The sequence below is a fragment of the Methylobacterium sp. Leaf469 genome (assembly GCF_001424745.1).
Taxonomy (GTDB): Bacteria; Pseudomonadota; Alphaproteobacteria; order Rhizobiales; family Beijerinckiaceae; genus Methylobacterium.
This window is the reverse complement of the sequence record NZ_LMRE01000001.1, coordinates 140,489-163,137: the sequence shown is the minus strand read 5'-3', so window position 1 is coordinate 163,137 and position 22,649 is coordinate 140,489. Positions and strand designations below refer to the sequence as shown.

Annotated in this window: 20 protein-coding genes; 6 read left to right on the top strand and 14 right to left on the bottom strand. The window is 68.4% G+C overall.

Features of this window, described 5'->3' with window-relative positions:
* Positions 1–55: 55 nt before the first annotated feature.
* The 4 genes from ASG60_RS00700 to ASG60_RS00685 all read left to right on the top strand — a co-directional run bounded on the left by ASG60_RS00700 (position 56) and on the right by ASG60_RS00685 (position 6,378).
* Positions 56–1,150, top strand: a complete 1,095-nt coding sequence (locus tag ASG60_RS00700; protein WP_056171746.1) for a lysylphosphatidylglycerol synthase domain-containing protein — start codon at positions 56–58, stop codon at positions 1,148–1,150.
* 34 nt (positions 1,151–1,184) lie between these two features.
* On the top strand, positions 1,185–2,465 hold the full coding sequence (locus ASG60_RS00695; protein WP_056302658.1) for an ATP-binding protein: 1,281 nt from the start codon (positions 1,185–1,187) through the stop codon (positions 2,463–2,465).
* Between the two features lie 105 nt (positions 2,466–2,570).
* Positions 2,571–5,051 (top strand): heavy metal translocating P-type ATPase, encoded by a 2,481-nt coding sequence (locus tag ASG60_RS00690; protein ID WP_162244766.1) that lies wholly within the window; start codon positions 2,571–2,573, stop codon positions 5,049–5,051.
* Between the two features lie 142 nt (positions 5,052–5,193).
* A complete protein-coding gene (locus ASG60_RS00685) occupies positions 5,194–6,378 on the top strand; it encodes a M20 aminoacylase family protein (RefSeq protein WP_056383939.1) in 1,185 nt (394 codons plus the stop codon).
* Positions 6,379–6,401: 23 nt separating this feature from the next.
* On the opposite strand, the gene truB is transcribed toward ASG60_RS00685, so the two are convergent.
* From truB to ASG60_RS22355, 8 genes are all read right to left on the bottom strand, one after another.
* Complete coding sequence (gene truB / locus ASG60_RS00680; RefSeq protein ID WP_056171739.1) at positions 6,402–7,445, bottom strand: tRNA pseudouridine(55) synthase TruB; 1,044 nt, start codon at positions 7,443–7,445, stop codon at positions 6,402–6,404.
* A gap of 140 nt (positions 7,446–7,585) precedes the next feature.
* Positions 7,586–8,014 carry a 30S ribosome-binding factor RbfA gene (gene rbfA / locus ASG60_RS00675; RefSeq protein WP_056383933.1) on the bottom strand — a complete coding sequence of 143 codons (429 nt, stop codon included), beginning with the start codon at positions 8,012–8,014 and terminating at the stop codon, positions 7,586–7,588.
* 176 nt (positions 8,015–8,190) lie between these two features.
* Complete coding sequence (locus tag ASG60_RS00670) at positions 8,191–9,066, bottom strand: hypothetical protein (RefSeq protein ID WP_056171735.1); 876 nt, start codon at positions 9,064–9,066, stop codon at positions 8,191–8,193.
* Positions 9,067–9,375: 309 nt separating this feature from the next.
* Complete coding sequence (infB, locus tag ASG60_RS00665; RefSeq protein WP_056265954.1) at positions 9,376–12,312, bottom strand: translation initiation factor IF-2; 2,937 nt, start codon at positions 12,310–12,312, stop codon at positions 9,376–9,378.
* Positions 12,313–13,122, bottom strand: coding sequence for an RNA-binding protein (locus ASG60_RS00660; protein WP_056172172.1), 810 nt, complete (start codon positions 13,120–13,122; stop codon positions 12,313–12,315). It abuts the gene before it with no gap.
* A 110-nt stretch (positions 13,123–13,232) separates the two neighbouring features.
* Positions 13,233–14,843: a transcription termination factor NusA gene (gene nusA, locus ASG60_RS00655; protein ID WP_056171732.1), complete on the bottom strand. Its 1,611-nt coding sequence runs from the start codon at positions 14,841–14,843 to the stop codon at positions 13,233–13,235.
* A 72-nt stretch (positions 14,844–14,915) separates the two neighbouring features.
* A complete protein-coding gene (gene rimP / locus ASG60_RS00650; protein WP_056356965.1) occupies positions 14,916–15,689 on the bottom strand; it encodes a ribosome maturation factor RimP in 774 nt (257 codons plus the stop codon).
* 190 nt (positions 15,690–15,879) lie between these two features.
* A complete protein-coding gene (locus ASG60_RS22355; RefSeq protein WP_156398745.1) occupies positions 15,880–16,239 on the bottom strand; it encodes a hypothetical protein in 360 nt (119 codons plus the stop codon).
* Between the two features lie 222 nt (positions 16,240–16,461).
* Between ASG60_RS22355 and ASG60_RS00640 the strand changes: the two genes are divergently transcribed.
* Both ASG60_RS00640 and ASG60_RS00635 read left to right on the top strand, forming a co-directional pair.
* The gene (locus ASG60_RS00640) at positions 16,462–17,913 is read left to right on the top strand and encodes a TIGR00366 family protein (protein ID WP_056171724.1); all 1,452 of its coding nucleotides are present in this window, start codon (positions 16,462–16,464) and stop codon (positions 17,911–17,913) included.
* 26 nt (positions 17,914–17,939) lie between these two features.
* Positions 17,940–18,491, top strand: coding sequence for a carboxymuconolactone decarboxylase family protein (locus ASG60_RS00635; RefSeq protein ID WP_244476542.1), 552 nt, complete (start codon positions 17,940–17,942; stop codon positions 18,489–18,491).
* An 11-nt stretch (positions 18,492–18,502) separates the two neighbouring features.
* Here ASG60_RS00635 and ASG60_RS22350 read toward each other — a convergent pair whose 3' ends face one another.
* The 6 genes from ASG60_RS22350 to rnpA form a co-directional block, all read right to left on the bottom strand.
* Entirely contained in the window at positions 18,503–18,658 is a 156-nt protein-coding gene (locus ASG60_RS22350; protein WP_156398744.1) for a hypothetical protein, read from the bottom strand.
* Positions 18,655–18,891: a hypothetical protein gene (locus ASG60_RS00630; RefSeq protein ID WP_056171720.1), complete on the bottom strand. Its 237-nt coding sequence runs from the start codon at positions 18,889–18,891 to the stop codon at positions 18,655–18,657. Before ASG60_RS00630 ends, ASG60_RS22350 begins: the two co-directional genes overlap by 4 nt.
* Positions 18,892–18,922: 31 nt before the next feature.
* Complete coding sequence (locus ASG60_RS00625; RefSeq protein WP_056383927.1) at positions 18,923–19,300, bottom strand: DUF423 domain-containing protein; 378 nt, start codon at positions 19,298–19,300, stop codon at positions 18,923–18,925.
* Positions 19,297–19,959 carry a ribosome biogenesis GTP-binding protein YihA/YsxC gene (gene yihA, locus ASG60_RS00620; protein WP_056171716.1) on the bottom strand — a complete coding sequence of 221 codons (663 nt, stop codon included), beginning with the start codon at positions 19,957–19,959 and terminating at the stop codon, positions 19,297–19,299. The genes ASG60_RS00625 and yihA overlap by 4 nt, the downstream gene beginning before the upstream one ends.
* A gap of 160 nt (positions 19,960–20,119) precedes the next feature.
* Positions 20,120–21,982 (bottom strand): membrane protein insertase YidC, encoded by a 1,863-nt coding sequence (gene yidC, locus ASG60_RS00615; RefSeq protein ID WP_056302645.1) that lies wholly within the window; start codon positions 21,980–21,982, stop codon positions 20,120–20,122.
* Entirely contained in the window at positions 21,975–22,565 is a 591-nt protein-coding gene (gene rnpA, locus ASG60_RS00610; RefSeq protein ID WP_082478783.1) for a ribonuclease P protein component, read from the bottom strand. Before rnpA ends, yidC begins: the two co-directional genes overlap by 8 nt.
* Positions 22,566–22,649: the final 84 nt, after the last annotated feature.

Here is a 22,649-nt window from a genome sequence, read left to right as displayed (position 1 = left end):
TCCATGCCGCCGCCAAGGCCGAGCGGGGTGCCCGGCGGAGGCGGACGCCGATACGATGAACTTTGCGGGACAGCACAAGGAGCTCGGCCGGGCCGAGACGATCGGCGAGGACGCGTCCGGCGTCGAACCCGACGATGCTCATTCCAGCGATTCCCGCCCCAGCGATATCCCCGCGGCTCCCGCCGCCAAGCGTTCCTTCAAGGGGCGCTACGCCTGGATCGGCACCATCGCCAGCATCGTGATCTTCGCCGTGTCGGTCTACGTCCTGTGGCGGCTCGTCGAGACGGTCACGTGGGCCGAACTCCATGCGGCCTTCACGGCGGCGACACCGGGACAACTCGGACTCGCCTTCCTGTTCGTTGCCGTGAGCTACCTGTTCCTGACCTGCTACGACGCCCTGGCCCTGCGACAACTCCAGATCGTTGTACCCTACCGTACGACGGCGCTCGCCTCGTTCACCAGCTATGCGGTGAGCTTCACCCTCGGTTTCCCGCTGCTGACGGCCGGCACCATCCGCTACTGGATCTATTCCGGCCGCGGCTTGAGCGCCGCCAAGATCGCCGCCCTCACGGTGATCGCAGGCTTCACCTTCTGGCTCGGCATGGGCGTGGTGCTGGGATTGAGCCTCATCGCGGAGGCCGGGCAACTCGCCGGGCTCACCTTCACAAGCATCCGCCTCAACCAGGGGGTCGGCCTCGCCGCACTCCTGTCCGTCGTCGCCTACCTCGCCTGGGTGTCGCTCAAGCGCCGCAGCGTCCGGGTGAAGGGCTGGCGCCTGGAGCTACCCGGAGCTTCGGTTTCGTTGAGCCAGATGGTGGTGGGCATCGGCGACGTCTGCGCGGCCGCCGCCACCTTGTACGTGCTGTTGCCGGCTGAAACCTCCATCGGCTTCACGACTTTCGTCGCCATCTACGTGCTCGCCGCCATGCTGGGCATCGCCTCGAATGCGCCCGGCGGCCTCGGTGTGTTCGAAGCGACGATCCTGCTCGCCCTATCGAGCCTGCCGCGCGATCAGGTGCTCGGCTCCCTGCTGCTGTTCCGGGTCTGCTACTACCTCGTGCCGTTCGTCATCGCCCTGTCGATGTTGGGGGGCTACGAAGTGCTGAAGCGCGTCCGTGCCGGGCGTCTCCGGCGCGCTGAAGGGACGTGATCGCCGCCGTTTGAAAAGCGGCAGGGAGGGCAGCATGGCACGGGGCGCGCGTCGATCCGCCTGGACCGCCGCCGCGTGCGCGAGCGTCGTTCTCGGCCTGTGCGCTTGGGCGCGCGGGACTCTGGATGCGCCGTGGATCGCCGCCTCCGTCGCGGCCCTAGCCCTCGGAGGCTTCGTCGGTGGCCTGTTCCGCACCCGTATCCGGGCAGCGCCCGAGGCCTCGGCCCACGCACGGCATTCCGTCGCCGAGGCGCTCCTCGCCAACATTCCCGATCCGGTGATCCTGGTGGACCGGCGCGCCGTGGTCATCGAGGTCAATCCCGCCGCCCGCGCACTCCTTCCGGCCCTGAAGCTTCGCCATCCGCTCTCGTTCGCCCTGCGCGCGCCCGATGTTCTCGATGGCATCGAGGAGGTGCTGCGCACCGGCGCCCCCCTGAAGACGCTCTACGCCACCCGGGTTCCCACGGAGCGTGCCTTCGAGGTGCAGATCGGCGCCCTGCCGATGCCCGACGGGCCAGCGGGCGGCCAGCCCAACGTCGTCCTGTTCCTGCGTGACCTCACCTCGGCTCGTCGCTTGGAGGCGATGCGGGTGGATTTCGTCGCCAACGCCAGCCACGAACTGCGCACCCCGCTCGCCTCGCTCCTCGGCTTCATCGAGACTCTTCAGGGGCCGGCCCGGAACGACGCCCCGGCCCGCGAGCGCTTCCTTGCCATCATGAAGACCCAGGCGCACCGGATGACGCGCCTCATCGACGACCTGCTGTCCCTGTCCCGCATCGAACTGCGCGAGCACGTGCCACCGACGAAGCCCGTCGATCTCGCCCGGATCGCCCGCGAGATGGTCGAGACGCAAAGTCCCCTTGCGCGGGAGCGCGGCGTCGAAGTGACGTTCGAGGCGGACGGCGTCCACCCAATGCCGGGCGAACGCGACGAACTCCTTCGGGTGGTCGAGAACCTCGTCGAGAACGCCGTGAAATATGGCGGCCGCGGCGGCCGCGTCGCCGTCTCGGTCGCCCGCCTCGTGGAGTTGCCGCCACGCCGCGCCCGCATCGTGCTCGCCGTGCGTGACGAAGGCCCCGGCATCGCGCCCGAGCACATCCCGCGCCTGACGGAGCGATTCTACCGCGTCGACGTCGCCTCGAGTCGGGATCAAGGCGGCACGGGCCTGGGCCTCGCCATCGTCAAGCATATCGTCAACCGCCACCGTGGCCGCCTCGTCATCGAGAGCGCTCCGGGTGCCGGGACCACCGTGCGGGTGTCCTTTCCCGAATTCGTCATGGAGCCCGGCAACGCGGCCGAGACGGCCGGACGGTGAGCCCATGCGCTCGGACGAATCCCCCGAGCGCGACGCATTTGCGACATACCGGGCGTGCGCCCACGTTCGATTTTCCTCCCCGGGCCCAAGCCCCACATGAGGAGCATGACACGCCCTGCGCACGCCTCTCCTCCTTCGTTGCCCAACCGTTTCGACTTTCCGGTCACCGGCTTGTCCTGTGCCTCCTGCGTGGGGCGGGTGGAGCGTGCCCTGACGGCGCTGCCGGGAGCATCGGAGGTTGTGGTCAACCTCGCAACGGGGCGTGCCAGCCTGCGCCTCGACGGCACCGGTGCGGGGGCGGCCGTGGAAGCCATCGCCCGGGCGGGCTACGGCGTCCCGGAAGCGACGACTGCGTTCGATATCACCGGCCTGTCCTGCGCCTCCTGCGTGGCTCGAGCCGAGCGTGCCCTCGTGGGCGTCCCGGGTGTGATCGCAGCGTCCGTCAATCTTGCCACGGGGCGCGCCACCGTGCGTCACACGGAAGCGGTGGTCGCTTTCGATAGACTCGCGGCAGCCGTAAGGGGGGCGGGCTACGAGGCCGTTTCGGGCGCCGTCGCCGCGCGGGAGACACCCGAAAGCCGTCGGCAGGCGGAACGAGCCACCCTCCAGCGCGATCTTCTTGTCGCCGCTCTCCTGGCAACACCCGTCGTCGTCCTCGATATGGGCGGCCACATCGTCCCCGGCCTTCACCATGCCACCTGGACGATGGTCACGGCCTGGATTCAAACCATCCTGGCGACCCTGGTCCTGGCCGGTCCGGGCCGCCGCTTCTTCGTTCAGGGCGTTCCGGGTCTCCTGCGCGGTCACCCCGACATGAACGCCCTCGTCGCCCTCGGGGCCGGCGCGGCCTACCTGTACTCCCTGGTCTCGGCCTTCGCCCCGCATTGGCTGCCGCCCGGCACCGCGCATCTCTATTTCGAGGCGGCGGTACTGATCGTCACCCTCATCCTCCTCGGGCGCACCCTTGAGGCACGGGCCAAGGGCCGTACGGGTGCCGCCATCGCCCGCCTCGTGGGTCTGTCGCCCACCACTGCCCGTGTGATCCGCGACGGCGGGGAGCGGTCCGTGGCGCAGGCGGATCTGCGCCTCGGGGACGTGGTGCGGGTCCGCCCCGGCGAGCGCGTCTCGGCCGATGGCACCGTGGTCGCGGGAACGAGCTTCGTCGACGAAAGCATGGTGACGGGCGAGCCCGTGCCCGTCTCCAAGGGCGTCGGCGATGCCGTCATCGGCGGGACGCTCAACACCACAGGCGGGTTCGACCTCGCCGTCGGAGCCATCGGGACCGAAACGGCCTTGGCCCGGATCGTCGCCATGGTCGATGCCGCGCAGGGCGGTAAGCTCCCGATCCAGGCCGTGGTCGATCGGGTCACCGCCTGGTTCGTACCCGCCGTCATGATCGTCTCGGCCCTGACCTTCGTCGCCTGGTTCGTCCTAGGCCCGAGCCCGGCCCTGGGCTTCGCCCTCGTCAACGCCATCGCGGTGCTCATCATCGCCTGTCCGTGCGCCATGGGCCTGGCGACGCCGACCTCGATCATGGTCGGCACGGGGCGAGCGGCCGAACGCGGCGTTCTGTTTCGCAGTGGCACCGCTCTCCAGGCTTTGCGCGATGCGCGGGTCGTCGCCCTCGATAAGACCGGGACCCTCACGGAGGGTCGGCCGAGCCTGACCGATCTCGTGCCGGCACCGGACTTCTCGGACGACGAGGTTCTGGCGCTGGCCGCGGCCCTCGAAGCGCGTTCGGAACATCCCGTCGCCCGTGCCATCGTCGAAGCGGCCGAAGCGCGGGGGCTTACCCTCGCGCCGGTGACCGAGTTCGAGGCTTCGCCGGGGTACGGCATCACCGGGCGCGTCGCCGGCCGATCGGTGGCGGTCGGGGCGGACCGCCACATGGCCCGGCTCGGTATCGCCACCGCCGCACTCGCCGCCCAGGCCGCCGCCCTGGAGATGCGAGGCCGCAGTCCTCTCTACGTCGCCGTGGATGGGCGCTTGGCCGCCCTCGTCGCCGTCGCCGATCCGATCAAGCCGGGTGCAGCAGAGGCCGTCGCAGCCCTGAAGAGGCGCGGCCTCGCCGTCGCCATGGTGACCGGCGACGCACGCGGTGCCGCCGAAGGCGTGGCCAGAACCCTCGGGATCGACACGGTTTTCGCCGCGCTTCTTCCCGACGGCAAGGTCGAGGCCGTGCGCGCGTTGCGGGCACGCTTCGGCACCGTGGCCTTCGTCGGCGACGGGATCAACGATGCACCGGCCCTGGCGGAGGCGGAGATCGGTATCGCCATCGGCACGGGTACGGACATCGCCGTCGAGAGTGCCGACGTGGTGCTGATGTCCGGTGCCCTGGACGGCCTCGTCACCGCGATCGGTCTGTCGCGGGCGGTGATGCGCAACATCCGGCAGAATCTGTTCTGGGCGTTCGCCTACAACGTCGCCCTGATCCCCGTGGCGGCGGGCCTGCTCCACGCCTTCGGCGGCCCCCTGCTGTCGCCGGTGCTGGCTGCGGCCGCCATGGCCTTGTCGAGCGTCTTCGTGCTGGCCAACGCCCTTCGCCTGCGCCGGGCCAACGGCGCGCGCGAGGCCATCACCGGGTGATTCGCCGCCACATCCCGAAATCGGGTAGGTTCGATGCGGTCGTGGGCCCGATCACGCGTCTGGCCCCTTGTTTGCTGGGCCGTCTTGCGTTTGTCACCCGAAGTCCATCCTGAGAGGGGCCGCCCCTTCGAAAGTCAGTCCCATGCCCGTCCTCGACCGGATCGCAGCCCTGGCGCCGGAGATCACCGCCTGGCGCCACGATCTGCACGCCCATCCGGAACTGCAATACGACGTCCACCGGACCGCTGGCTTCGTCGCCGACAAGCTCAGGGCCTTCGGCTGCGACGAGGTGGTAACCGGCATCGGTCGTACCGGCGTCGTCGGGTTGATCCGGGGGCGGGCGCACGGCTCGAACCGGGTCATCGGCCTGCGCGCGGATATGGACGCACTGCCGATCCGGGAAGTGCGCGATCTGCCCTATCGCTCGACGAACCCCGGGAAGATGCATGCCTGCGGGCATGACGGTCATACGGCCATGCTGCTCGGCGCGGCGCGGTATCTCACCGAAACCCGCGACTTCGACGGAACGGCGGTGATGATCTTCCAGCCGGCGGAAGAGGGCGGCGGCGGCGGCGAGGCCATGGTCCGCGATGGGCTCATGGAGCGCTTCGGCATCGAGACCGTCTACGGCATGCACAACATTCCGGGTCTGGCGGTCGGTCACTTCGCCATTCGGCCCGGCCCGATCATGGCCTCCACCGACCGCTTCACCATCACCGTCGAGGGCAAGGGCGGCCACGCCGCACAGCCGCACGCGGCCATCGACAGTGTCTTGGTGGCGAGCCACGTCGTGGTTGCCCTCCAATCCATCGTGGCGCGTTCCGTCGACCCCCTCGACAGCGCCGTGGTCTCGGTCTGCGCCCTGGAAGCCGGAGAGGCCTTCAACGTCCTGCCGCAATGCGTGACCCTACGGGGGACCATGCGGGCCCTGTCGAAACCCGTGCGGACTCTGGTCCAGGGACGCATCGAAGCGGTGGTCACCAACGTCGCGGCGGCCTTCGGCGCACACGGAAGCATCGTGTTCGGCAGCGGCTACCCGGTGACCGAGAACCACCCAGCGGAGACGGATTTCATCGCCGACGTGGCGGCCGGTATCGTGGGCGAATCACAGGTCGAGCGCGCTGTGGCGCCCATGATGGCGGCGGAGGATTTCTCCTACATGCTCGCCCACCGGCCCGGTGCCTACATCTTCCTCGGCAACGGAGCCAGCGCCGGACTGCACCACCCGGAATACGATTTCAACGATGCGGCCGCCCCGTACGGCGCCTCGCTCTGGGCGCGCGTCATCGAGACCGGGCTGCCCCTCCGGTCGGGCACGCCCGAATAGGGCGACCCGGCCTGAGGTCCGGTTCAGCCCCGCTGGGGCGCGGTACCGCCGAGATGGAACACCCGGTGCGGCACCAGTTCGCCGCGCTCGACATCGCCGACCGCCACCAGGATGCCGCCGCAGGTGGCGAAGGCTTTGCCCTCCACCGGGGCGTCGCGCCCACGCAGGATCACCGCCTGACCGCGCATGAGGCGTAGTGCCATGTCGCGGGAGACGGGCACCGACGGAACGGCGTCGAGGGCCGTTTCGACGGGATGAAGGTGCGGACCGTTCCCGTCGGGGCCGGCTTCCTCGAGGGTGGCGACGACGCAGGATTCGGCCTCGGCGAAGGGACCGACGCGGGTACGGCGCAGGGCCGAGACATGGCCGTAGCAGCCGAGCATCCGCCCGAGGTCGCGGGCGAGCGCCCGCACATAGGTGCCCTTGCCGCACTCCGCCTCGATCACCGTGCGCTGTCCGTCATGCTCCACCACGGCGAGGTGGTCGATCTGGACGGGGCGAGCCACAAGCACCACCTCCTCGCCGTCGCGGGCGAGGTCGTAGGCGCGTTCCCCGGCGATCTTGATGGCCGAGTAGCGCGGCGGCACCTGCTCGATGGCGCCGACGAAGCTCGGCAAAGCGGCTTCCACGGCCCCGCGCTCGGGCCGGCTCTCGCTGGTGGCGACGGGGCGCCCCTCGGCGTCGTCCGTGTCCGTCTCGATGCCCCAGGTGACCGTGAACACGTAGGCCTTGCGGCCGTCCATGACGAACGGAACGGTCTTGGTCGCCTCACCCAGCGCGATGGGAAGGATGCCGGATGCCAGGGGGTCGAGGGTGCCGGCATGGCCGGCCTTTTTGGCATTGAAGGCGCGCTTCACCACCGCGACCGCATGGGTCGAGGTCATGCCGACGCCCTTGTCGAGGATCACCCAGCCGTTGACGTCGCGGCGCTTGGGGCGGTCGGGCCGTGGCCCGCCGCGCGGCGGCCGGCGTCCTTCGGCGGGGCGAGCATCGGCGGCCGTGTCGTCCGCGCCGAGGGGCGGCGGAACACCCTCATCGGGGGATTCGATGGTCGTGTCGTTGGTCATGCTGTCCTCGGTCGAGGGACGGGGCGCACGCGGGGCCAGGGCCGTCCGGTCTTGGTGTCTGGAAAAAAGATCGGCGCGGGAATGCTACGGCGTCCCCTGGTCGTACGTTCGGGGTCCGCTTCGGGACACCGACGGAACTATCAGGCCGCCTCCGGGTCCGGTCCGTCCTCGTTGGACTTCTGCGCGTCGAGGTCGCGCCGGACCTTGTCCGTGCGCAGGAGGGCGTCGATCCGGTCGGCCTCGTCGAAGGTCGCATCGCGTAAGAAGCGCAGGTCGGGCGCGAACTTGAGGTTCACCCGGCGGGCCACCTCCTGGCGCAGGGCCTTCCTGTTGCGCTCCAGGGCGGCGATCACCGGTGCTTCGTTCTGGCCGCCGAGCGGCATGATGTAGGCCGTGGCGAGCTTCAGGTCCGTCGACATGCGGACCTCCGGCACGGTGATGACGTGCGCGCTCAGCACCGGATCCTGGATGTCGCCGCGCTGGAGCACCTCCGCGATGGCGTGGCGGACGAGCTCGGCCACGCGCTGCTGGCGCTGCCTCGGTCCGGTCGGGGTCTGTCTCTGAGCCATGAACGGTTCTGATCGTCTTGTCGGAACGGAGGGTTGGCGACCCGCCCCCCACCGCCCGGCGGACGGAGCTCGAGGGGAAGACCGCCATCGGTCCGTCACTGATACGGAGCATCGATCCGCCGCCGCTTGGAAAACGGAAGCCGGCCAGACCGAAGCGGATGTCGAAGGGGCCTCTCTTAGCCCAAATACTCGTTCCGGATATAGGCCTGTTGTGCGCGTTTCGCCGTCGCCGGGGTACGGGCCGGGTGGTCGTGAATGTGCGCGGCGAACATCCGGTCGATCCATTGCGCGTTTTTGAAGATGCGCTTCGACCGCAGGAGGTTGAACGGCGCGATCTTCCGCATGGGGTGGGCCGCGTTGAATTCGGCCACCGCCAGCAGCTCGCCGTTCCACGGATTGCAGCCGTCCATGGCGACATCGTCGAGGTAGACCGGCACGATGGGCAGGTACCGGTCGGGGGCACCGTCGAGCACCGGCAGGGTTCGTACCGTCGAGGAGTAATAGTCCACGTCCACCGAAACGAAGCCGATGGGGGCGTCGGGGCCGACGCCGGCGAGGTAGCCCGGGATCGTCTCGGCCACGTCGCCGATGAGCAGGCGGCAACGCTCAGGCAGGGCGCGGCGCAGGGCCTCGAAATCCATCGGATAATCGCCCTCCTGGAAATATTCCGGCAGGTCGCGGTGATCCACGGCGGGGGGCATGCCGGTGCCGGTGTCGAAGCCGACGACGTCGATGCTCACCCCCGTCGCGGCTTCCGTGCGTGCCGCGAGCGCGCACATGTTGAGGAGGCCCGCTCCCGTGGCCACGCCGAACTCCAGGATCGCGATCCGCTTGAGGCCGAGCTTCTTCGCCGATTCCGCGGCGAACAGGATCGGGTAAGCGTATTGCTGGCGCACCACGAGGTCGAAGGCGACCTTGGCCGGGTAGCTGCCGAACAGGGCCACGCCCGCCGAAATGATGTTCAGATGCAGGGGCTCGGTGAGCCGCTCGACGAAGATCTTCCGGTACTTGTTGTCCGACAGGGCCCGTCGCAGGGCGTATGAGTTCAGCATCGTGCCCGCCTCGACCGGGCCGTATGCCGGTCGTTCCGCGGCCCATATAGCCGCCTCGCACCTGCAGCGACGAGAGGGCCGTGTGCCTTCCCCCAGCCAAACTCGACGATGCGGTTAAGGCCCGACATAGCGACTAGGGCATGCCTGCGCGGGACGCGATCCCCGCCCTGGTCGATCTTCCCCGTCTGGTGCAACGACGGACACCCGCTGCCGACCGATGAACCCCGCGTGCCGTGCGATGTGGCCGGAAACGAGAACAGGGCCGCGACGGATGTCGCGGCCCTGTTCGTCTGGATCCTGCCCGTACGCTCAGAGCGTGCGGCGGATTTCCTCGACCCGGTAGCACTCGATGGTGTCGCCGGCCCGCATGTCCTGGAAGTTCTCGAAGGACATACCGCACTCGTAGCCGGAGATGACTTCCTTGGCGTCGTCCTTGAGGCGCTTGAGCTGCGAGAGCTTGCCCTCGTGGATGACCACGCTGTCGCGGATGAGGCGAACGTGGGCGCCACGCTGGACCACGCCGTCCGTGACGCGGCAACCGGCGATCTTGCCGACCTTCGACACGTCGAAGATCTGCAGGATCTGGGCTTCGCCCAAGCGCTCTTCGCGGAGCGTCGGGGGCAGCATGCCCGACAAGGTCGCTTTGATGTCGTCCACGAGGTCGTAGATGATGTTGTAGTAGCGGATCTCGACGCCCTTGTTCTCGGCCGACTCGCGCGCTTCCTTGTGGGCCCGCACGTTGAAGCCGATGACGACGGCCTTGGAAGCCTCCGCCAGGGTGATGTCCGACTCGGTGATGCCGCCCACACCCGAGAGCAGGATGCGCGCCGACACCTCGTCGTTGCCGAGCTTCTCCAGGGCGCCCGTGATGGCTTCCACCGAACCCTGCACGTCGCCCTTGACGACCAGCGCCAGTTCCTTGCGGCCGGCGCCTTCCTTGAGGTCGCGCATCATGTCGACGAGCGAACGGTTAGCGCCGCCCGTGCGGGCTGCGATGCGCTCGCGCTTCTGACGGGCACGGTACTCGGTGACCTCGCGAGCACGGGCCTCGTTCGGCACCACCACGACACGGTCACCCGCATCCGGCGTTCCGTTGAAGCCGAGCACTTCCACCGGTACCGAGGGACCGGCGTAGGGAACGTTCTCGCCCTTGTCGTCGATGAGGGCGCGAACACGACCCCACTCGGCGCCGGCCACGACGATGTCGCCGGTGAACAGGGTGCCGCGCTGCACGAGGACCGTGGCCACGGGGCCGCGACCGCGATCGAGCTTGGCCTCGATGACCGTGCCCTCGCCGTCGCGCGTCTCGTTGGCGCGCAGGTTCATGATCTCGGCCTGCAACTGCAGACCATCGAGCAGTTCCTCGAGACCGTCGCCGGTCTTGGCCGAGACCTCGAATTCGAGGGTCTCGCCGCCCATGGACTCGACCTGGATGTCGTGCTGCAACAGCTCGGTACGGACCCGCTGCGGGTTCGCCTCGGGCTTGTCGATCTTGTTGATCGCCAGGATGAGGGGCACGCCCGCCGCCTTGGCGTGGGCGATGGCCTCCACCGTCTGGGGCATGACGCCGTCATCGGCCGCCACCACCAGCACGACGATGTCCGTCACCTTGGCGCCACGGGCGCGCATGGAGGTGAAGGCCGCGTGGCCGGGGGTATCGATGAACGTCACCATGTCGCCGCTGGGGGCCGCGACCTGGTAGGCGCCGATGTGCTGCGTGATGCCGCCGGCCTCGCCCGAGACCACGGTGGTCTTGCGGATGGCATCGAGCAGCGAGGTCTTGCCGTGGTCGACGTGACCCATGATCGTGACGACGGGGGGACGGGGATCGAGATCCTCCTCCAGTTCCGGCTCGTCGCTGAACAGGCCTTCCTCGACGTCCGACTCCGCGACGCGGCGCACGGTGTGGCCGAGCTCCTCGGCGATGAGCTGCGCTGAGTCCGAGTCGATCACGTCGGTGATCTTGTGGATCTCGCCCTGCTTCATCAGCAGTCGGATCACGTCCACGGCCCGCTCCGACATGCGGTTGGCGAGTTCCTGAATCGTGATCGTCTCCGGGATCGTCACCTCACGCGAGAGCTTCTCTTTCTGCTCGACGTGACGGTTGCCGCTCATACGCTGCTGGCGACGGCGGAACGAGGCGACGGAGCGCGTGCGCTCGTCCTCGCCCGAAGTCGCGGTCGCTATGGTGAGACGTCCGCGATTCCGGTCGCCGCCCGGCTGCTTCGGGGTCTTGGGCGGCGTGATGATCTTGAGCGGCATGCCGGGACGGCGGATCACGCGCTTCTGCTCGTTCTCCTCCTCGGCGGCCTGCGGACGACCCGGCGTGCGGGCCGTGGTGGCAGCACCGGCCGGACGCGCGGCGGTGGCCGTCGTCGGCGTGGTGGGCTCCGGCTCGGGGGCCGGGGCGGGGCGGGCCATGAAGTTGAGGTCGCGCGGCTTGCGCACGTCGGCCGTGATCGTCTTGCGCGGCTCGGAGGAAGCCGGGCGCGCAGTCAGGGGCGGACGTGCCGCAGGCGCTGCAGGTGCAGCGGCGGGACGCACCGGAGCCGCAGCGGTGGCTGCAGGGGCCGCCGGCGCGCGCGGAGCCGCGGGCGGCGTGCGAACGATGGTCGGGGCCGCCGGCATCGGCGCCGTCTTGGAGACGGTGGGCGCCGGTGCAGGCGCCGCGTCGTCGGCAGCGACAGCCTTCGCGGCTTCCTTCGAAGCCTCCCTGGCGGCCTCGTCGGCCGCGCGGCGCGCTTCCTCGGCGGCGGCGAGGCGAGCCTCTTCTTCCTGACGCCGACGGGCTTCCTCGTCGCGCTTACGCGCTTCGGCGGCCTCACGCTCGCGCTGCTCGACGGCCAAGCGTTCGCGTTCGGCGGCGGCATCCGCCTCCGCACGTTGCTTGGCCTCGGCCTCGCGACGCTTCGCATCGGCGAGGGCGGCCGCGCGGGCGTTGCTCTCCTGCTCGCTCAGCGTGCGCAGCACGACGCCCGACGCCGAGCGCTGAGCCTGACGAGGCGCTGCGGGGGGCGGAGGGGGCGCAACGCGCGTCGCCGGAGCGACAGGTGTCGTTTCCCGTACGGGTGCGGCCGGTGCCGCGCCGATCACACGACGCTTCACCGTCTCGACCACGACCTGCTTGGTACGGCCATGGGAGAAGCTCTGACGCACCGTTCCCTGCTCGATCGGGCGCTTCAAGGACAGCGGCTTCGAAGGGGGTCTCGCCTGCGTCTTGTCGCCCGGATTGTTCGTATCGCTCATTCAGTCCAAACCCTGAGGGTTTCCATCGTCCCGAGAACCGGCAAACTGCTGTGCGCCGGGCGAATCCGTCACTTCGTCGTCGTGCAGATCGGAAGTGGTTCGCCCATAACGGGCGGAACCGGCCTCCTCGGCCGTCGTCGCCAAACCTTCGAAGGAACGGAGCCGACGCCAACGCGCAAGGCAGCCGGAACTCCCGACTCCTGCGACGAGAGCCGCATGTATCACATGATCCCGGCCCAAGGCCACGCCCAATTCTTCATTGGACAGGCTATCGATGACGGGAATGCGGGATATGGCATCGCCATGGCGGCGGTGCAATGCCGCCGCGATCTTCCGGCGGCCGTCGGCGCTGCCGTCGTGCGCCTGGATCACCGCCGCGACGCCGGCCTTGTCGCCGATGGCCGCCTCGACCTTGGCGAAGCCCGCCACCACGCAGCCGGCCTTGTTGGCGAGCGACAGGGATTGACGCAAATCTGCCCGGAGGCCTTCCGCGATTCGGTCCGCGAGGTCGGCCGGTGCCGCAGCGTCCTTGGTCTTGAACGCCCGTTGGAACGCGCGTTTCTTCAAGGCTTCGATCACCACCGCGCGCGTCGGCGTGAGCCACGCGCCCCGCCCGGGAAGCCTGGCCCGCAGATCGGCTACCACCTCACCGTCGGGCGAGAGTACGAATCGGATGAGCCCGTCGGGCGGCCGCTTCGTGCGGGTGACGATACAGCTCCGCTCCGCGCCCTGGCGGCCACGGCCGAGCCCGGCATCGAGCAACGCGCTCAATTCCGTCTCCGTTGCCTCGGCCGCGGGATCGACAGCCATGGGATCGTCGGGGATGGGCGCCATGGCATCCTGAGGGACGGGGGGATTTATGCGAAAACGGAGGGGCCGGGCTCGCCGGTTCCCTCCGCTCGATGTTCAGGTGTCGGCGATCAGGCGGTGGCAGGCGCCTCGGCATCCTCGGCCGCACCGTCCGCTTCGGCGGCTTCCGTCGGCGCCTCGATCCAGCCGGCATGCACGCGGGCCGCCATCACCATGGCCTCGGCTTCCGTGCGGGAAACCTCGAACCCATCGAGATAGCCGGCGTGGCGCGTCGCCTCGGGGCCGCGCCCCTCGGTGTAGCCGACGAGATCGTCCGTGGCGCAGCCGGCGAGATCCTCGATGGTCTTCACGTCGTTCTCACCGAGCGCCACCAGCATGGGGGTGGTGATGCCGTCGATCTCGCGCAACTCGTCCTGCACGCCGAGCTCCTGGCGCTTGGCGTCGAATTCCGATTCGATCCGGGCGAGGTGGTCCTGCGCACGTGCCTGGATCTCGGTGCCGCTTTCCTCGTCGAGGCCCTGGATGTTGGCGAGTTCGCCGGGTTCGACGTAGGCGATCTCCTCGACGTTGCGGAACCCTTCGGCCGCCAGCAGCTGACCGACGGTCTCGTCGACGTCGAGGGCTTCCATGAAGATGGCGGTGCGCTCGGCGAACTCTTTCTGGCGGCGCTCCGACTCCTCGGCCTCGGTGAGGATGTCGATATCCCAGCCGGTGAGCTGCGAGGCGAGGCGCACGTTCTGGCCGCGGCGTCCGATGGCCAGGGAAAGCTGGTCGTCCGGCACCACCACCTCGATGCGGTCGGCCTCCTCGTCGAGCACCACCTTCACGACCTCGGCCGGCTGGAGCGCGTTGACGATGAAGGTGGCCTGATCCTCGGACCACGGAATGATGTCGATCTTCTCACCTTGAAGCTCGCCGACGACGGCCTGGACGCGCGAACCGCGCATGCCGACGCAGGCGCCGACCGGATCGATGGAGCCATCGCGCGAGATCACCGCGATCTTGGCGCGCGAGCCCGGATCGCGGGCCACCGCCTTCACCTCGACGATACCGTCGTAGATCTCCGGAACCTCCTGGCCGAAGAGCTTGGCCATGAACTGCGGATGCGAGCGCGACAGGAAGATCTGCGGCCCACGCACCTCGCGGCGCACGTCGAACAGGTAGGAGCGGATTCGGTCGCCGGGGCGGAAGGTCTCGCGCGGAATCATCTCGTCGCGGCGGACGATGCCCTCGCCGCGTCCGAGATCGACGATGACGTTGCCGTACTCGACGCGCTTCACGAGGCCGTTCACGACCTCGCCGATGCGGTCCTTGTACTCGTCGAACTGACGGTCGCGCTCGGCGTCGCGTACCTTCTGGACGATGACCTGCTTGGCCGACTGGGCGGCGACGCGGCCGAAATCGAAGGGCGGCAGGGTGTCGGAGATCACGTCGCCCACGAGGGCGCCGGGGTTGTAGCGGCGGGCCTGATCGAGGGTGACCTCGCGGGCGTCGTTCTCGACCTGATCCACCACCACGAGGTGGCGTGACAGGCGGAGCGCGCCGGTCTTCGGATCGATCTCGGCATGCACGTCCGTCTCGGCGCCGTAGCGCGAGCGGGCCGCCTTGGCGATGGCCTCCTCCATGGCGTCTATGACGATGGAGCGGTCGATCACCTTTTCGCGCGCGACTGCTTCGGCGATCTGCAGGAGTTCGAGCCTGTTGGCGCTGACGACGGCCATCGGTTTTCGTCCTTCTCTTCGTCGTGGTTTTTTCGTGATCGCGTCGCGCGTTCGAGCGCGATCCGGGCGTTTCTAGTGAAGCTTGCCGTCATCCTTCACCCGGACCGCCTTGGTACGGATGGGCTTGGCCTTGTTCTGGGCCTTGATGGCGAGGCTCGCTTCGGTTTCGATCTTCTCGGGCTTGGGCCGGGCCGAAGCCTTCGGCTTAAGCGGCCGTGAAATCTTCTTCTTAAGGGGGGGCGCCGGCTCGGCCTCGGGGCCGTCCTCGTCCTCGTCCTCGTCGTCCAGCATCGGCGGCGGGCCACCGCCCCGGCGCAGGGACTCACGCACCAGATCGTCCGTCAGGACGAGATAGGCATCGCCGAGATCGCGCAAGGGCAGATCGATCCGGCTCGGCAGGCCTTCCTTCACGTCGGGCAGGTCGATGGGCACCGTGAGCCCGTCCGGATTGGGCGTGCGGATGATCCCACGGAACCGCTTGCGACCCTCGAGGGGCACGGCGAGCTCGATCTTTGCCTCGTAGCCGGCCCAGCGCTCGAAATCGACGGCCCGCACCAGGGGACGGTCGATGCCCGGCGAGGAGATCTCGAGGTAGTACGGCTTGCCGATGGGGTCATCGAGGTCGAGGAGCGGCGAGATCGCCCGGCTCACCGCCTCGCAATCGTCCACCGACATGGTGCCGTCCGGCCGCTCGGCCATGATCTGCACCGTGCAGCCGTTGGCGCTCGAGACCCGCACCCGCACCACCCGAAAGCCCAAGCCTTCGATGGAAGCCTCGATGACCTGGACGACGCGCGCGGCGACGCCGGTCTCGGTGATCAGACGTTTTTCGGGAGAGTCCGCCATGCTGCGCTTAAAGTCCGGCCTTGGTCGAAGGGATCCGGTGGCGCTGGGCTTGCGGCAATAAAAAAGAGCGGACCCGGTGGGGCCCACTCCCGAACCACAGCCTCAAGACTGCAACCAGAACTGATGTGCTTTAGTTAGTCCCGTCGCGGGTTCGTTTCAAGCGGTTTCGCGCGCTGGAAATCGAACCGCGTCAGTGACCCGAATCGCGTACGGCCATTCGGAGTTGGCTTTCCAGGCGAGCGAGACGCTGGGTCGCCGCCTTGTGGAGGCATCCCCGGAAGCTGTCGCCGGCGAAGAAGCCGATTTCGGCCTGGCGACGACATTCGAGGAGGGGCGGCCCGAGAACCACTCCCAGCGCCATGACGAGCACGATGCCGACGTTGATTAACGCCGCGGCAAGCCACGCCCTTCCGCTGCCGAATGCGCGGCCGCCGGATGGAACGGGCCGTGCCGCATCGTTTCCCGTCGTCAGGTCACGAACGGACGGAGGCGGTCCACGCCGGGTCGCCATCAGGCGGTCGAGATCGACGCCCTGAGAAGCCTTGGCCAACACATCCCCCTGGTCCGGCGCCCCCGTCGTCCGAGGCGATTGCCCCGGGTCCAAGCTGCACACGAGCGATGTTCGGCCTCCAATCTTGAAGGAACCGCAAAGATCGGAGCGATCGTCTGACATCTCGGGCCGAACGTGTTCATCACCGGTGACGCCCGCTTGAGCGTAGCGGTGGTTTGCGCAAGATGCGGCCACCGCTCCGAACGCCACGGAATTCCGCCCATGTCGAACACATCCCGCCCGCCCGCCGGCCCGACGGGGGACCCGGCCACCGAGGGGGCGCTGTCCCGCTTGGGGATCCGCTTCACCGCTTGGGCGGAAAAGTGGTTTCCGGATGCGTTCGTCTTCGTCGCCATCGCGGTGGTGATCGTGGCGCTCGGCGCGCTGGCCAACGGCGCCCCACCGGCGGCCATCGCGAAAAGCTTCGGCGACGGGTTCTGGAGCCTGATCCCCTTCACCATGCAGATGGCCTTCGTCACCATCGGCGGCTACGTCGTGGCCACCGCCCCTCCGGTGCAGGCTCTGATCGACCGCCTCGCGGCGATCCCGAAATCCGGTCGCGGCGCCGTCGGTCTGGTGGCGGCGGCCACCATGCTGTCGTCGTTCCTCAGCTGGGGCCTCAGCCTGATCTTCGGCGGCCTCCTCGCTCGAGCGCTGGCGCGGCGCACGGACCTGAAGATGGATTACCGCGCGGCGGGTGCCGCCGCCTATCTGGGGCTCGGTGCCACCTGGGCCATGGGCCTCAGTTCGTCCGCGGCGCAGCTTCAGGCGAACCCAGCGAGCCTGCCGAAGAACCTCCTCGCCATCACGGGCGTGATCCCATTCAGCGAGACGATCTTCCTGTGGCAGTCGATGCTGATCGCCGTGATCCTGTTCGTGATCTCCATCATCATCGCCTACGTCTCGGCACCCGGGCCGGCCAATGCCGTCACCGCGGAATCCATGGGCGTCGATGTCTCGCGCGAAAAGCCCGACACCACGCGTCCGAGCCAGCCGAGCGAGTGGCTGGAGCATTCGCCGATCCTGACCCTGCTCCTCGCGGTGCTGGCGGTCGGCTGGCTCGTGCAGGAATTCGCCCGGCAATCCTGGATCACCGCGATCTCGAGCCTCAACACCTACAACTTCCTGTTCCTCACCCTCGGACTGCTCCTGCACTGGCGGCCGAAGAACTTCCTGAAGTCCGTCGGCAAGGCCGTGCCGGCCACCGCCGCCGTCCTGATCCAGTTTCCGTTCTATGCCGCCATCAGCGCCATGCTCACGGGGCCGAAGAACGGGGCCGGCACGTCCGTATCCGACGTCATCACCCACGCGTTCGTGAGCCTCAACACCACGGGCAGCTTCCCCATCTCCATGGGCGTCTACTCGGCGGTGCTCGGCTTCTTCGTGCCGTCCGGCGGCGGAAAGTGGCTTCTGGAAGCGCCCTACGTGATGCAGGCGGCCAACGAACTGCAGGTCCATCTCGGCTGGGCGGTGATGGTCTACAACGCGGCGGAAGCCCTGCCGAACCTCATCAATCCGTTCTGGATGCTGCCGCTGCTCGGCATCCTCGGCCTGAAGGCCCGCGACATCGTCGGCTTCAGCTTCCTGCAACTCATCATCCACCTCCCGGTGGTGCTGTTCCTGCTCTGGGCATTGGCCTTCACCCTGACCTACCACCCGCCCGTGATGCCGTAGGCTGCGTGATGTCCAACCCCGACCGCATGCCGGAACTTCCGGTCGAGCAACTCACCGACGCCCAGAAGGCAGCGTCGGAGGCGTTTCGCGTGGCACGCAAGGGACCGGTCTTCGGGCCGTTCGTGCCGCTCCTGCGCAGTCCCGAACTGATGACCAACGCCAGTACCATGGGGCTGCACCTGCGCTACCGCAGCGTGCTGCCCCTGCATCTGTCGGAACTGATCATCCTGATCACGGCGCGGGAATGGACCCAGCAGCTGGAGTGGCACATCCATGCGCCCATCGCCGTGGAGGCCGGGCTCGATCCGGCCCTCGTCGCGGCGATCCAAGAGGGGCGGCGTCCCGATGCGATGGGTCGGGAAGAGGCGTTGGTCTACGCTTTCTCGATGGAGCTTCACCACGACAAGGCGGTGAGCGACACCACCTACGCCCGCGTGGTCGAGGCGTTCGGCGAGCAGGGCGCCATCGAGATGGCGGGGATCAACGGCTACTATACGTTGCTCGCCATGAGCATGAACATGGCCCGGACGGCCCTGCCGGACGGAGCGACGCCGCAATTGCCGCCGTTGGTCGGGTAGTTCTCGAATTTCTATCGTGCCTGCTGGCCGGCGGCGCGGTTCGATGTCGGAACCGGATCACGCGCCTGACGACGACCTGCGGCCTCGTGCAGGCGGACGGCGACATATCCCATCACGACGACGATGGCGGGCGTGACGACGAATGCGAGAATGGCAAGCTCGGTCATGGGGTAAGCTCCTTCAGCGTACGCCTCGCCAACAGATGTAGGATGGTCGCAGCGGTAAGCCAACCGGCAATCCCCAGCATCAGAGCAAGCGGTTTCAACGTCACCTGCAGATTGCTGACATTGTAGATGTAGCCGGCCACGGGCGTTGCGATCCCGACGGTGAAGCAGGATGTCGCCGCCGTGTTGAGCGCAGTCGCCAGGAGTTTGGTCTGTTCGTTGAAGACGATGCTCATTGGGTCGACCGTCGCGCGAGACGTTACCGGTTCACGACCGGCCCCGAACCGGCACGAACGCCGCCACGGCGGCCAGCAGCCATCCGCCCATGAGCAGGACCCCGCCCGTGGGCGCGGCCATGGCAAACAGCGCCGTGCCGTGGAGCGCCCGCAGGGCGAGGTCGCCGGAGAACAGGGCCAGGCCCACGACGAGGGTGGCGGCGGCGAGCCGGGTGAGGAGACGGTGCGTCGCGCCCGTGGAGGCCAAAGCCACCAGTCCGAGGAGGGCGGGGGCGTGGAACAGCAGGAACTGCGCGGCCGTCTTCAGGCTGTCGGCTCCGGCCCCGTGGGCCGCCCTCGCGCTTGCCGCGACCCCGAGGAGGCCGGCGAGGGCGCCCAGCGCCAGAAGGATGCGGTCGGGCAGGGTCAAGCGCCGCGCTCCTTGAGCAGGCGGGCGACGCTGGCGCGCAGTTCCGGCACGCCGCGATCGTCGCGGCTCGAGGTGATCAGGATCTCCGGATAGGCGGCCGGGCGCTTCGACAGGGCCTCGCGCGTCTTCTCGATGCGCGCCTCGATCTCGGATTTCTTCAGGGCGTCGCCCTTGGTCAGCACCACCTGATAGCTCACGGCGGCTTGGTCCAGGCCGTCGAGGACGTCGGTGTCGATGCTTTTCAGGCCGTGGCGCGAGTCGATGAGCATGAACACCCGGGCGAGGTTGGCCCGACCTTTCAGGTAATCGTGGATGAGGTCGGTCCAGGCCTCGACCTTGGTCTTCTCCACCGCCGCGTAGCCGTAGCCCGGCATGTCGACGAGGGTCAGGCGGCCGCCGATGTCGAAGAAGTTGAGCTGCTGGGTGCGACCGGGCGTGTGCGAGGTCCGCGCCAGGGTGTTGCGGCCGGTGAGTGCGTTGACGAGGCTCGACTTACCGACGTTGGAGCGCCCCGCGAAGGCGATCTCGACGCCCTTCATGGGCGGCAGGGCCACCACGGTGGGGGCGGAGGAGAGGAAGTCGGCGGCGCCGGCGAACAGGAGGCGGCCGGATTCGAGGAGCGCGGCGTCGGCTTCGGTCTGGGATTCTGATTGAGACATGGGTCGGGACCGATCGGGGCGGGCGTATCCGCCATTCGAGAGCCGACACGCGAGAAACAGGACGGTCCTCCCCGTCGCAGGACAGGGAGGACCGATGGGGAGAGGGCGAGCCGTGAAGGCGCCGGTCCGGTTCGTGTCGGACCGGCGTCTTTCGAAAAGATCAGCTTTTGGCCGGCGCGTTCTTGTCGGCGGGCTTCTTCTTGAACATCCCCGAGAGGTTGTCCCACAACTCCACCTTCACGCCGTTGCGGCGCATGATGACGTATTGCTGGATCACCGAGAGGGTGTTGTTCCAGGCCCAGTAGATCACCAAGCCGGCCGGGAAAGAGCCGAGCATGAACGTGAACACGATCGGCATGAAGGTGAAGATCTGCGCCTGGACCGGGTCCGGCGGCGCGGGATTCATCTTCATCTGGATGAACATCGTGATGCCCATGATGATGGGCCAGATGCCGAGGTGGACGATGTCCGGCGCCGCGTAGGGGAGCAGACCGAACAGGTTGAGGAAGCTCGTCGGATCGGGCGCGGCCAGATCCTGGATCCAGCCGAAGAACGGCGCGTGCCGCATCTCGATGGTGATGAACAGCACCTTGTAGAGGGCGAAGAACACCGGAATCTGGATCAGCACCGGCCAGCAGCCGGCGACCGGATTGATCTTCTCCTTCTTGTACAGCTCCATCATCGCCTGCTGCTGCTTCAGCTTGTCGTCGCCGTAGCGTTCGCGGATGGAGGCCATCTCGGGCTGCACGGCCTTCATCTTGGCCATGGACTGGTAGGACTTGTTGGCGATGGGCAGGAACAGGAGCTTCAGGCACAGGGTCACGACCAGGATCGCGACGCCGAAATTCCCGAACAGGTGGAAGAAGAAGTCCAGCGCCCGGAACATCGGCTTGGTGATGAAGTGGAACCAGCCCCAGTCGATCATCAGATCGAACTTCTCGATGCCGAGGTCCTTCTGGTAGCCGTTGATGGTGTTGACTTCCTTGGCCCCGGCGAAGAGCTGCTGGGTCGCCGTCGCCGTGGCGCCGGGATCGACGACGCGCACGCCGCCGAGCACGCTCGCCTGATAGACCTTGGTGGCGCCGTCCGTGCGCTCGGTGAAGCTGCCGGTGTATGGCGCCGCCTGATCGGGGATCGCTGCCGCGGCCCAGTACTTGTCGGTGATGCCGACGAAGCCACCGGTGACGCCGGTCCAGGCCTTGCCCTTGGTGGCGACGTTGCCGAGCACCGGCTCCTTGGCGAGGTGGTCGTAGGTGTATTCCTGCAGGCCCTCGGCGCCGAGCACGCCGATCATGCCCTCGTGGAGCACGTAGTAGCCCTGCGTCGTCGGCTTGCCCCAGCGCGAGACGAGGCCGTACGGGTACAGGCTGACGGCGGCCGCACCCTTGTTCTCGACCTCGTCGCGGACCGTGAACATGAACTTGTCGTCCACGGCGATGATGCGGCGGAAGACCAGGCCGGCGCCGTTGTCGAAGCTCAGGGTGACGGGCTTGCCGACCGACAGGGTGGTGGCGTCGGCGGTCCAGACCGTGTCGCCGCCGGGTAGCGGGCCGGCATTCTGGCCGACCCAGCCGAATTCGCCGTAATAGGGATTGGCCGTGCCGGTGGGGGAGAGCAGCACGATGCGCGGGCTCTTGTCGTCCACGGTCTCGTGGTAGTTCTTGAGGAGGACGTCGTCGATGCGGCCACCCTTGAGGGCGATGGAGCCGGCGAGTGCCGGCGTGTCGATGGTCACGCGGGGCGAGCGGGCGATCACCGCCTCGCGGGGCTCGACAGCGCCTTGGCCGTTGCCGGTGGCACCCGGAAGGGTCCCGGGCACGGGGGCGGCCGGGCCGCCTTCCTTCGGGCTCGGGCTCGGTACGCCGTCGGCCGAGGTCGCCGCCTTGCCCTGGAGCGCTTGGGCTTGGAGGGTCGCCTGACGCTGCTGCTCGACGCGCGGGGCGGCGATGAAGTAGTTCCAGCCGAGCAGGACCGCCAGCGACAGGGCGATCGCGACGATCATGTTCGTCTTGTCATTACCCATCGGTCGGTCCGTCGCATGCGTTGGGAATGGGGGAGGGCGCCGTGGCGCGGCCCTGCGAGGCGTCAGCCCCGGGACCAGAGGCCAATAGCGGCATCGTGGAGTCAGCGCCAGACGCCGGCCGGTCGGATGTCGGCTTGTCGGATGCAGGCTTGCCCCGACCACGCCGGGGGCTGGAGCGGACTGCCGCCTCGCCAGCCGAATCCTTGCGCGTCTGCGGCTTGGTCACGATGGGTACGGCGCGGCGCAGGTCTTCGATCAGAGTCTCGAACGCGGCGGACAGAGCCGGGCGCCGAGCGATGAGCACCACGTCGGCCGCCGGACTCGGCAAGACGTCTTCCGCCGCGCGCAGGGCCGCGCGAAGACGCCGCCGGATGCGGTTGCGCTCCGTGGCGTGCCCGACCCGCTTCGTGATGGTGAAGCCGATGCGCAGGCCTTCGGCCACTGCGGCGGGTTCCTCGCCGGACTTCTGCACAGACTCGCTGCGCAGTCGGCCCTGGGCGGAGAAGCGCTCCGTGTGGAAGCGTCGTCCGCTCGCCGCGGTCAGGAAGTCCGAGCGTTGCCTGAGCCGTCCGATCGTCGCCACGGCCAATCCGATCTCGTGGCCGGAGGCCAAGGTCATAAGACCGGGTTCAGACAGGACCGGCCGCCCGAAGGCGGCACGGCACCC

Excerpts from the sequence above, each read along its gene's own strand:
- ASG60_RS00635 (WP_244476542.1), top strand. The coding sequence starts at position 17,940 with ATGCCGGAACTTCCGGTCGAGCAACTCACCGACGCCCAGAAGGCAGCG.
- ASG60_RS00630 (WP_056171720.1), bottom strand. The coding sequence starts at position 18,891 with ATGAGCATCGTCTTCAACGAACAGACCAAACTCCTGGCGACTGCGCTC.
- ASG60_RS22350 (WP_156398744.1), bottom strand. The coding sequence starts at position 18,658 with ATGACCGAGCTTGCCATTCTCGCATTCGTCGTCACGCCCGCCATCGTC.
- yidC (WP_056302645.1), bottom strand. The coding sequence starts at position 21,982 with ATGGGTAATGACAAGACGAACATGATCGTCGCGATCGCCCTGTCGCTG.
- ASG60_RS00640 (WP_056171724.1), top strand. The coding sequence starts at position 16,462 with ATGTCGAACACATCCCGCCCGCCCGCCGGCCCGACGGGGGACCCGGCC.
- ASG60_RS00700 (WP_056171746.1), top strand. The coding sequence starts at position 56 with ATGAACTTTGCGGGACAGCACAAGGAGCTCGGCCGGGCCGAGACGATC.
- ASG60_RS00695 (WP_056302658.1), top strand. The coding sequence starts at position 1,185 with ATGGCACGGGGCGCGCGTCGATCCGCCTGGACCGCCGCCGCGTGCGCG.
- truB (WP_056171739.1), bottom strand. The coding sequence starts at position 7,445 with ATGACCAACGACACGACCATCGAATCCCCCGATGAGGGTGTTCCGCCG.
- ASG60_RS00690 (WP_162244766.1), top strand. The coding sequence starts at position 2,571 with ATGACACGCCCTGCGCACGCCTCTCCTCCTTCGTTGCCCAACCGTTTC.
- infB (WP_056265954.1), bottom strand. The coding sequence starts at position 12,312 with ATGAGCGATACGAACAATCCGGGCGACAAGACGCAGGCGAGACCCCCT.
- rbfA (WP_056383933.1), bottom strand. The coding sequence starts at position 8,014 with ATGGCTCAGAGACAGACCCCGACCGGACCGAGGCAGCGCCAGCAGCGC.
- ASG60_RS00670 (WP_056171735.1), bottom strand. The coding sequence starts at position 9,066 with ATGCTGAACTCATACGCCCTGCGACGGGCCCTGTCGGACAACAAGTAC.
- nusA (WP_056171732.1), bottom strand. The coding sequence starts at position 14,843 with ATGGCCGTCGTCAGCGCCAACAGGCTCGAACTCCTGCAGATCGCCGAA.
- ASG60_RS00685 (WP_056383939.1), top strand. The coding sequence starts at position 5,194 with ATGCCCGTCCTCGACCGGATCGCAGCCCTGGCGCCGGAGATCACCGCC.
- ASG60_RS00660 (WP_056172172.1), bottom strand. The coding sequence starts at position 13,122 with ATGGCTGTCGATCCCGCGGCCGAGGCAACGGAGACGGAATTGAGCGCG.
- rimP (WP_056356965.1), bottom strand. The coding sequence starts at position 15,689 with ATGGCGGACTCTCCCGAAAAACGTCTGATCACCGAGACCGGCGTCGCC.
- yihA (WP_056171716.1), bottom strand. The coding sequence starts at position 19,959 with ATGTCTCAATCAGAATCCCAGACCGAAGCCGACGCCGCGCTCCTCGAA.